The following is a 9,177-nucleotide window of genomic DNA, read 5'->3' on the forward strand; positions in this document are numbered from 1 at the left end:
GAGGCCACGATCTCCGTGGGCCCCGGGAGGACCTGGCCCAGGAGCTCGCGGATGAGCGCGAAGCGGTAGGCGATGGCCTCGAGCGCCGCCTGCAGGATCTCGATCGGTCGAGTCGCGAGGCGGAGCCCCACCAGGGCGCCGCGTGCCTCCGCCGCCCAGCCCGGGCTCCGCTCCCCCGCGAGGAACGGGAGGCAGGTGAGGCCGTGGCCGTCCGGCGGCAGGACGGCCAGCTCCCGCTCGACCTCCTCGGCGGCGCCGAGGCGGAGGACGCCCTGCAGCCAGGCGAAGACGTCCCCCCCGCTGCTCAGCGCTCCCCCCAGGACGGCCCGGCGACGGTCGAGACGATACGCCCAGAGGCCCCACGGGACGCGCCCGGCCGGCGCCTCGCAGAGGGCGCGCATCGCCCCCGACGTTCCCACCATCAGGGCCACCCGGCCGGGCCCCGTGCACCCGCTTCCCACGTTGCCGCAGGCGCCGTCCCCGAGGGCCGGGAACCAGAGGGCATCGCGCAGGGCGGGCCACCGGCTGGCGAACTGCGCCCGCATCCCCGCCGGCGGCGCATCCAGGTCCGTGAGGGAAGAGAGCTGCTCGGGGCTGACGGAGATGGCCCGGAGCACCTCGGCGTCCCAGGTCCCCTCCCGCTGGTTGAGGAGGCCGGTCCCCGAGGCCATCGAGAGGCTGCAGGCGGCCCGGCCGAGCAGGCAGAGGTGCAGGTACTCGCCGATGGACATCCAGCGGGCGGCCCGGCGGAATGACGGAGGAGCGGTGCGGGAGAGCCAGAGGAGCTTGGCGGGAAGGTAGCTGGGGTGGAGAGGGCAGCCCGTCCGCGCATGGATCGCCGGCTCGTCGAGGCGCTGACGGAGCTCGGCCGCCTCGCCCCGGCTGCGCGTATCGCCCCAGCTATAGAGGGGGGTGACGGCCTGCCCGCTGCCGTCCACGCCGACCAGGCTGTGCCAGAAGGCCGAGGTGGCCACCGCGGCGATCGGCGGAAGAGGGGCCCCGGGGGCCGCGAGGAGCGCGTCCAGGCAGGTCGCAGCCCGGGCGACCATGGCGTCCGCGTCGGTCTGGACGCCGCCGTCGGGCGTCACCTCCATCGCGTACGCGGCCCGCCCCTCCCGGCCCGCCAAGAGGCAGCCGCGGCGGTCGAAGAGGAGGGCCCGGACCGAGGAGGTCCCGATATCCAGGGCGACGGTGAGGGGAGCCTCGGCCTCGCTCGGCAGGACGGGTGGCATGCCCAGACCCCAGCCTGAACGACGGGAATCGAGTCTTGCGCCACATCATACGGGCTTTGGGGGTGTGAGACACCCCCAAAACGCGACGGCCGGGGGGGAGGGCCCGACGGGATCCCCAAACAAAATAAAGAGGGGGGAACGGTGCAGTTCCCCCCTCGGAATCGTCTCTCTGTGGTGCGGTGCGCCTATGCGACGGGCTCGGCACCCTCGGCGATCGGCGGACCGCTCTCCGGGGCCGGCCCCTCCGAGGCGAGCCCCTCGGGCGCTGGCCCCGCCTTACCCCGCTCCGCCCGACGGCGGCGCTTCTCCTCCTGCTTCGCCTTCCGCGCCAACTCCTTCCGTCGCTTGTTGGCCCCGTAGGCTCGGGCCCTTCCTCCCATCATCCGCCTCCTCAAGGCAAAGGCTTCGCCGCGCCCCGGCCCTGGAGAAGGCACGGTGGTGGGCTGGGCCACCCCCCCGGCAGCCGGGGTCAGGGAACGGGCTTAGAAACCGCCCCGACGCGGCGGCCGTCCGCCGCCCCGGTCGCCCCCGGGAGCGCCGCGGGCCGGCCGCTCGCGCGCCTCGCTGACCGTGAGGACCCGACCGCCGAACTCCCGGCCGTTCAGGGCGTTGATGGCGGCCTGCGCCTCCTGGTCCGATGCCATGTCCACGAAGGCGAACCCCCGCGGCCGCCCGGTGTCCCGGTCGGTCACGACGTTGACCGCCTCCACGTGCCGGCCCCCTTCCTCGAAGAGCGCGCGAAGCTGCGCCTCATCCGTCGTGAAGGGGAGGTTGCCCACGTAGACCCGCTTGCCCATGCTCCGTCGCTCCTTCCCCCGCAGGGGGGGCCCCCCCGCCGGATCGGTCCCGGTGGGAAGGGATGGTCACGGCCGGCCCGCTGCCGGGCCAGCCTTCGCGATCCGGCGTCCGCCGCGGCGGCGACGCCTAGACCTTCCGGACGTTGGTGGCCTGGAAGCCCTTGGGGCCCCGCACCACCTCGAACTCGACCTTGTCCCCCTCGGCCAGGGAGCGGAACCCCTCGGACTGAATGGCCGTGTGGTGGACGAAGACGTCCTCGCCGCCTTCCTGCTGGATGAAGCCGTACCCCTTGCTGTCGCTGAACCACTTTACCTGCCCCTGAGCCATCTGCGTTACACCCTTTCCAATGTGGCGGGGGTTACGCCCCGCCCGTGAACCCGACCCCCATGGCCGGGCCAACAAAAAACGCCGCGGGACGTTGGTCCTCGCGGCGTCGTCAACTCCGTCTCGGAGGCGCTACCGTCGGAACCTCGAACCGACGTCACGGTAGACCCCCCGGAGCGCTTTGTCAAGGGGATTTCTCGGGGCGGGACCCCGCGGGCAGCCACCGGTGGCTCGCGGCCGCCTTCCCGTGGTACATTCTCGGCCGGGTCCGCGGCGGGGACCCGAGGAGGAGGCCCTGAAGGTCCTCGGCCTGATGTCCGGGACATCCGCTGACGGAATCGACGCCGCCCTGGTGCAGATCGCGCCGGGGAACCCCCTCCCCCGCCCGAGCCTCCTGCATTTCCGCCAGGTCCCCTTCCCCGCCGAGCTTCGGGCCGAGATCCTGGCGTGCACCGCCCCGCCGGAGGGGACGGTGGACCGGGTCTGCCGCCTCAATGCGAGGCTGGGGGAGGCCTTCGCCGAAGCCGCCCTCGAGTGCCTCCGGGAGGCGGGGGTCGCACCCGAGGAGGTCGCCCTCGTCGGATCCCACGGCCAGACCCTCCACCACCAGCCCCCAGGGCCGGGGGCCGTCGCCCCCCCGGCCACCCTGCAGGTCGGAAGCGCGGCCGTGATCGCGGAGCGCACGGGGATCACGACCGTCGCCGACTTCCGACCGCGGGACCTCGCGGCGGGAGGCGAGGGGGCGCCGCTCACTCCCCTCTTTCACGCCGCCCTGTTCCGCGTGCCCGGCAGGGCGCGGATCGTCCTGAACCTCGGGGGGATCGCGAACCTGACGTACCTCCCGCCGGGGGCGGGCACCGAGGGGGTGCTGGCCTTCGACGTCGGCCCCGGCAATGCTCTCCTGGATGCTCTGGCGGCGCGCTCGAGTGGGGGGGCCGAGACGTACGACCGGGACGGGGCGCTGGCCCGGGGCGGCCGCCCCGCGGCGGCCCTCCTGGCCCGCCTGCTCCGCCACCCGTTCCTGAAGCGCCGCCCCCCCAAGAGCACCGGACGGGAGACCTTCGGGCCCGCCTTCCTGGAGGACCTGCTGGCCTGGCCGGAGGCCCGGGGGCTCACCCCGTCCGACGCGGCCGCCACGCTCACGGCCTTCACGGCCCGCGCCGTGGCCGACGCCGTCGCGACGTTCCTCCCCCCGGGGACCGCCGACCTGCTCCTCTGCGGCGGCGGGGCCCAGAACCCGACCCTCGTCAAGGCGCTGGCCGAGGCCTGCCCGCACCTCCGCTGCCTGAGGACCGACGAGGCCGGCTTCCCCGCCCGCGCCGTGGAGGCGGCCGCCTTCGCTCTCCTCGCCTCCCTCACCGCCACCGGCCGCCCGGGCAACCTCCCGGCCGCGACCGGCGCCCGCGCCCCCGTGATCCTGGGGAGCATCACCCCGGGGCGCACTCTCTCCCGACTCCCCCTCCCGGAGGCCTGATGCCCCTCTCCGGCTACAGCGGAGCCTCCCGCGCGATCCTGGAGCGGATCGAGGCCACCCAGGGAGGCGCGCTCGAGAAGGCGGCGGACTCCGTCTTCGCCTCGCTGAAGGCCGGTGGGGTCCTGCACGTCTTCGGGAGCGGCCACTCCCACGCCGTGGCGGAGGAGGCCTTCCACCGGGCGGGCGGCCTGGTTCCCGTGAACCTGATCCAGGAGGCCTTTCTCACGCCCCTGACGGCGCCCCGGAAGAGCGGCAAGCTCGAGCGGGTGAGCGGCATCGCCGCCGTGCTCCTGGAGGCGAGCGGCGCCCGCGCCGGCGAGGTTCTCCTGGTCATCTCCAACTCGGGGATCAACGCGGTCCCCGTGGAGATGGCCCTGGAGGGGAAGGCCCGGGGCCTCACGGTCCTCGCCCTCACCTCCCTCGCCCACGCGCGGGCGACGGCCTCCCGGCAGGCGAGCGGCAAGCGCCTCTTCGAAGTGGCCGACTGCGTCCTGGATACCTGCGGCGAGGTGGGGGATGCCGCCGTGGCCTACCCCGGGTTGGCGGCCAGGGTCGGCCCCACTTCCCTCCTGGCCGGGGTCTATCTCCTCAATAATCTCGTCTGCCGGGTGGTGGAGCGCTTCCTCGCCGCCGGCCTGACCCCTCCGGTCTTTCTGAGCGCCAACGTGCCGGGGGGGGACGAACACAACCGCGCCCTCGAGGCGCGCTACCGCGATCGGATCCCGGCCCTGTGAGCCAGCCCTCTCCCGCCCGCGCGTCCCTCCGCGGCCTCGCCCTCCTCCTGGCCCTCGCCGGCAGTGTCGGCGCCGCCGACTCCGCCCGGGTGACCCGGGTCCTGGACGGGGATACGATCGCCCTCGAATCCGGCGAGCGCATCCGCTACCTGGGGATCAACACGCCGGAGGCCGGGGAGCCGTTCGCCGCCGAAGCCACGGCGCGCAACGTCGCCCTCGTGCTGGGGCGGAGCGTCACGCTCGAGACCGATGCGGAGCTCCGGGACCAGTACGGCCGGCTCCTGGCCTTCGTCTCCGTCGGGGGGACCTCCGTGAGCGCGACGCTCATCCAGGAGGGCCTGGCCCACGTCCTCGTCATCCCGCCGAACGGGAGGTACACGGAGGTCCTCCTCACGCTGCAGCGGGAGGCCCAGGCGGCCCGCCGCGGGATCTGGGGCCCGACCGGGATCCGCGGGCCAGTGAAGATCGTCAGCATCCGGGCAAACCCGCCAGGGGATGACCGGGAGGACCCGAACCGGGAGTACGTCCGGATCGCCTGCGTGGCGGCAGAGCCGGCCTCGCTCGCCGGCTACACCCTCCAGGACCGCTTCGGCCACCGCTACCGGTTCCCTTCCCTCACCCTGCACCCAGGGTATACCGCCCTCGTCTTCTCGGGGGAGGGGACGGACCTGCTCGAGGAAGCCGGGCAGGCGCGCCTGTTCTGGCGGGCCGGCGGGCCCGTCTGGAACAACGACGGGGACGAGGCCACCCTCCGGGATCCTACGGGGACCGTCGTGGATCGGGTCCTCGTTTCGCCGCGGGGCTCGCGGCGGGGGATCCCCGGGACCGCCGGGAGAGCCCGCAGGTGAGGCCGGCCCCCTCTCTCCTCCTGACCGACGCCCGGATCTTCACCCCCCGCGAGGAGATCCCCCGGGGGTACGTGGCGGTGTCCGGGGACCGGATCGCCGCGGTCGGCCGGGGAGCGCCGCGGCGGAAGACCGGCCGGATCCGCTCCCTCGAGGGCCGCCTGCTCCTCCCCGGGTTCGTGGATCTCCAGGTGAACGGGGGGGGCGGGTTCGATTTCGCCGACCCGGATCCTGCCCACCGGGAGGCGGCGGCCGCGTTTCACCTGCGCCACGGCACGACCACCCTCCTCCCGACCGTCATCACCGACGTCATCCCCCGCCTGGAGGGGGCGCTCCGCGCGCTCGCCGCCGACGTCACGACGGCCGGGCGGGCTCGCTCCCGCCTCCCCGGGATCCACCTGGAGGGGCCGTTCCTGAACCCGCGGCGTGCGGGGGCGCACCCCCGGGAGGCCGTCCAGTCCGCGAGCCTCAAGGCCTTCGAGCGCCTCTGGGCGGCGGCCGGCGGAACGATCCGGCTCCTCACGCTGGCGCCGGAGGTCCCCGGCGCCCTCGAGGTGGTCGCGGCCGCCGCCGCGCGGGGATGCCTGGTGGCCATGGGGCACACCGATGCGACCGCGGACGAGGCCACCGCCGGCATCGCCGCCGGAATCCGTCACGCCACCCATCTCTTTAACGCCATGGCCCCGCTCCACCACCGGGAGCCGGGGCCGGCCGGCGCGGCTCTGGCCGACCGCCGGGTGAGCGTAGGCCTCATCCCCGATGGCCTGCACGTCCACCCGACCGCCCTGGCCCTCGCGATCCGCCTGAAAGGGCCGGGGGCCACCGCCCTCACGACGGACGCGATCAGCGCGGCAGGCTGCACCGGGCCGGAGGAGGCCGGCCGCACCTTCCCCCTCGGAGCCCAGCGGGTCATGGTGCGGGAAGGACGAGCCGTCACGCCGGAAGGAACGCTCGCCGGCAGCCTGCTCACGATGGACGCTGCATTCGGGCGCATGGTACAGTACGACGTCGCGAGCGTGCGGGAGGCCGCGCGGATGGCGAGCGAGACGCCGGCCCGCCTCCTCGGCCTGGCGGACCGGGGGCGGATCGTCCCCGGCGCGCTGGCCGATCTCGTGATTCTGGAGGAGGACCTGACGCTGCACCAGGTCCTGCTGGGGGGCCGGCCGGTCGTGACGCGCTAGCGAAGGAACCTCGCCCGATGTACGACCTGCTCATCACCGATGCCCTGCTCTACGACGGGACCGGCGCTCCCCCGGTGGAGGGGAGCATCGCGATCCAGGGGGAGCGGATCGCGGCCGTCGGCCCCGAGGTGGGCGGGCCGGCGCGGCGCGTCCTCCCGGCCGCGGAGTACGCCGCCGCCCCGGGCTTCGTGGACATCCATTCGCATTCTGACTACCACCTGCTCCTCGCCCCCGAGGCGGCCTCCTCCCTCCTGCAGGGGGTGACCCTGGAGGTGGGCGGGAACTGCGGCTACGCCGCCGCCCCCATCGCCGGGCCGTGGCAGCGGGAACGGGAGGAGAGCTACCGGGAGGTCTACGGCCTCGCGCTCGGCTTCGGGAGTGTGGCGGAGTATTTTGCCCGCCTCACCCACGCGCGGATCGGCATCAACTTCGCCCTCCTGATGGGCCACAACACCATCCGGGGCTCGATCCTGGGGGGGGCGAATCGGGCCCCCTCGCCCGAGGAGGCGGCGCGGATGGCCGAGCTGGCCCGCCGGGGGATGGCGGAGGGGGCGGTCGGCATCTCCACGGGTCTCGTGTACGCTCCGGCCTGCTTCGCGAAGCCGGAGGAGCTCACCGCCCTGGCCGCCGTCGTCCGGGAGGCCGGCGGGATCCTCACCGCGCACATCCGGAGCGAGGGGGACGGCCTCCTCGAGGCGCTCGAGGAGATCCTCGGGGTCGCGGAGGCGGCCGCCATCCCCCTGCAGGTCTCCCACCTGAAGACCTCCGGGGAGAAGAACTGGGGGAAGCTCCCGCAGGCGTTCGCCCTGATCGAAGGCGCCCAGGCCCGCGGCCTCACGGTCCGCTGCGACCGCTACCCCTACACCGCGGCCAACACCGGCCTCTCGGCCTGCCTCCCCTCCTGGGTGCTCGAGGGCGGGCGGGACGTGCAGGTGGCCCGCCTCCGGGAGCCGGCGGTCCGGGAGCGGCTCGCCGCGGAGCTGTCGAGCCAGGGGAAGACCGGCGCCTACTGGGATCAGGTGATGATCGCCGAGGTGGTGAGTCCGGGGAGCAAGCGGTTCGAGGGGCTGCGGGTGAGCAAGGCCGCGGCGGGCGCGGGACAGGCCCCCCTCCCCTTCGTCCTGGATCTGCTGGTGGCCGAGAAGATGCAGGTGGACGCGATCTACTTCACGATGTCGGAGGAGAACCTGCAGCAGATCCTGGGCAAGCCGTACGTGATGATCGGCTCCGACGCGGGGACGCGGAATTTCACCGGCCCGCTGAGCGGGGGCCATCCCCACCCCCGGGGCTTCGGGACCTTCCCCCGCGTCCTGGGGCACTGCGTCCGGGAGCTGGGGCTCTTTGACCTGGCCACGGCCGTCCGGAAGATGACCTGGGATCCCTGCCGGATGGTGGGACTGCCCGACCGGGGGCGGCTCGTCCCCGGGGCCGTCGCCGACGTCGTGCTCTTCGATCCGGATCGGGTGAAGGACGAGGCGACCTACGAGGACCCCTACCGGCCTCCCACCGGGATCGCCTGGGTGCTGGGGAATGGGCAGGTGGCCGTGGAGGCGGGCACGCTGACGGGCGGGCGGGCGGGGCGGCCGGTGCGGAGGGAGAATTGATGCGGCCGCGGATCGGGGTCACCGCCTGGCATCATCACGACGGCCAGGAGCAGTGGGAGTATATCCGGGACAACTACACCCGCGCGGTCACGGCGGCCGGAGGGCTGCCCTTCATCCTGCCCATCGCGGCGGAGCCGGACCTGCCGGCGGACGTGGTGGGGTCGCTCGACGGCCTGCTCCTCACCGGGGGAGAGGACGTGCACCCGTCCTTCTACGGGGAGAATGTCCAGGAGAAGTGCGGCCGGATTGACGAGAGCCGCGACCGGTTCGAGCTCGCGCTCACCCGGGCGGCCCTGGCGCGGGGGCTCCCGATCCTGGCCATCTGCCGGGGGATGCAGGTCGTGAACGTCGCCTGCGGCGGGACCCTCTACCAGGACCTCGCCTACCGCCCGGAGACGGCGTCCCACCACACGGGCGTGAAAGAGGAGCGGGCGCGGCGCATCCATCCGATCAAGATCCTGCCCGGGACCCGCCTCCGGGAGATCGTGGGCCTGGACGAGGCCTCCGTCACCTCCACCCACCACCAGGTGATCCGCGAGGTGGCGCCGGGCTTTCGCCCGGCCGCGATCGCCGCCGACGGGGTCCTGGAGGGGATGGAGCGGGTGGAGGAGCCGCTCGCCCTGGCCGTCCAGTGGCACCCGGAGCGCCTCGCCCCCACCGATCCCGCCCAGCTCAACCTGTTCCGCGCCCTGGTGGAGGAGGCGGCGAAGCGCGCCCGGCGCTGAGTCCGCCATCCCCGCCCCGCCCCTGCCCCTCCCCCTCGCCCCGTGTGAAGACCCCGAGGACCTCCCGCACCGCGTCGGCGCCGACCGGCGTGCGCACGACCAGGGCCGCGCCGGCCCGGAGGGCCGCCTCCTCGGCCGCGGGAGCTTCCTCCCCGACCAGGATCACGGGCATGTCCGGCGCGACCTCCCGCAGGACCCGGATCGCGAAGGGGCTGTCCACGCCGGGAAGCCGCGCATCGAGGAAGCAGAGGTCGCAAGAC

11 protein-coding genes are annotated in these 9,177 nt (G+C 74.2%); 6 read left to right on the forward strand and 5 right to left on the reverse strand.

Annotation, left to right across the window (positions count from 1 at the left end; translation table 11 throughout):
* The 4 genes from VGT06_07115 to VGT06_07130 all read right to left on the reverse strand — a co-directional run.
* A partial coding sequence (locus VGT06_07115) for a gluconokinase (protein ID HEV8662888.1) occupies nt 1-1,232 on the reverse strand: 1,232 nt, incomplete at its 3' end.
* A gap of 185 nt (nt 1,233-1,417) precedes the next feature.
* Nucleotides 1,418-1,612 (reverse strand): hypothetical protein, encoded by a 195-nt coding sequence (locus VGT06_07120; protein HEV8662889.1) that lies wholly within the window; start codon nt 1,610-1,612, stop codon nt 1,418-1,420.
* A gap of 102 nt (nt 1,613-1,714) precedes the next feature.
* Entirely contained in the window at nt 1,715-2,029 is a 315-nt protein-coding gene (locus VGT06_07125; GenBank protein ID HEV8662890.1) for an RNA-binding protein, read from the reverse strand.
* Between the two features lie 127 nt (nt 2,030-2,156).
* On the reverse strand, nt 2,157-2,357 hold the full coding sequence (locus VGT06_07130) for a cold-shock protein (protein ID HEV8662891.1): 201 nt from the start codon (nt 2,355-2,357) through the stop codon (nt 2,157-2,159).
* A 244-nt stretch (nt 2,358-2,601) separates the two neighbouring features.
* Here VGT06_07130 and VGT06_07135 point away from each other — a divergent pair, with 244 nt between their 5' ends.
* The 6 genes from VGT06_07135 to VGT06_07160 are packed head-to-tail and all read left to right on the forward strand — an operon-like array spanning nt 2,602 to nt 8,917.
* On the forward strand, nt 2,602-3,828 hold the full coding sequence (locus tag VGT06_07135) for an anhydro-N-acetylmuramic acid kinase (GenBank protein HEV8662892.1): 1,227 nt from the start codon (nt 2,602-2,604) through the stop codon (nt 3,826-3,828).
* Entirely contained in the window at nt 3,828-4,562 is a 735-nt protein-coding gene (locus VGT06_07140) for an SIS domain-containing protein (GenBank protein HEV8662893.1), read from the forward strand. The genes VGT06_07135 and VGT06_07140 overlap by 1 nt, the downstream gene beginning before the upstream one ends.
* Nucleotides 4,559-5,410 carry a thermonuclease family protein gene (locus tag VGT06_07145; protein ID HEV8662894.1) on the forward strand — a complete coding sequence of 284 codons (852 nt, stop codon included), beginning with the start codon at nt 4,559-4,561 and terminating at the stop codon, nt 5,408-5,410. Before VGT06_07140 ends, VGT06_07145 begins: the two co-directional genes overlap by 4 nt.
* Nucleotides 5,407-6,588: an N-acetylglucosamine-6-phosphate deacetylase gene (gene nagA, locus VGT06_07150; GenBank protein ID HEV8662895.1), complete on the forward strand. Its 1,182-nt coding sequence runs from the start codon at nt 5,407-5,409 to the stop codon at nt 6,586-6,588. The genes VGT06_07145 and nagA overlap by 4 nt, the downstream gene beginning before the upstream one ends.
* 17 nt (nt 6,589-6,605) lie before the next feature.
* Nucleotides 6,606-8,192, forward strand: a complete 1,587-nt coding sequence (locus VGT06_07155) for a D-aminoacylase (protein ID HEV8662896.1) — start codon at nt 6,606-6,608, stop codon at nt 8,190-8,192.
* Complete coding sequence (locus VGT06_07160; GenBank protein HEV8662897.1) at nt 8,192-8,917, forward strand: gamma-glutamyl-gamma-aminobutyrate hydrolase family protein; 726 nt, start codon at nt 8,192-8,194, stop codon at nt 8,915-8,917. The genes VGT06_07155 and VGT06_07160 overlap by 1 nt, the downstream gene beginning before the upstream one ends.
* Here the strand turns inward: VGT06_07160 and VGT06_07165 are convergent.
* Nucleotides 8,865-9,177 (reverse strand): hypothetical protein (locus tag VGT06_07165; protein HEV8662898.1); only part of this gene is annotated, 313 nt, incomplete at its 5' end. The two genes, VGT06_07160 and VGT06_07165, sit on opposite strands and share 53 nt — an antisense overlap.

This window comes from Candidatus Methylomirabilis sp., from assembly GCA_036000645.1.
Lineage (GTDB): Bacteria > Methylomirabilota > Methylomirabilia > Methylomirabilales > JACPAU01 > JACPAU01.

What these genes read in the sequence shown, in the direction of transcription:
- VGT06_07120 (HEV8662889.1), bottom strand. Translation starts at nt 1,612, where the DNA reads ATGGGAGGAAGGGCCCGAGCCTACGGGGCCAACAAGCGACGGAAGGAG.
- VGT06_07125 (HEV8662890.1), bottom strand. Translation starts at nt 2,029, where the DNA reads ATGGGCAAGCGGGTCTACGTGGGCAACCTCCCCTTCACGACGGATGAG.
- VGT06_07130 (HEV8662891.1), bottom strand. Translation starts at nt 2,357, where the DNA reads ATGGCTCAGGGGCAGGTAAAGTGGTTCAGCGACAGCAAGGGGTACGGC.
- VGT06_07140 (HEV8662893.1), top strand. Translation starts at nt 3,828, where the DNA reads ATGCCCCTCTCCGGCTACAGCGGAGCCTCCCGCGCGATCCTGGAGCGG.
- VGT06_07155 (HEV8662896.1), top strand. Translation starts at nt 6,606, where the DNA reads ATGTACGACCTGCTCATCACCGATGCCCTGCTCTACGACGGGACCGGC.
- VGT06_07160 (HEV8662897.1), top strand. Translation starts at nt 8,192, where the DNA reads ATGCGGCCGCGGATCGGGGTCACCGCCTGGCATCATCACGACGGCCAG.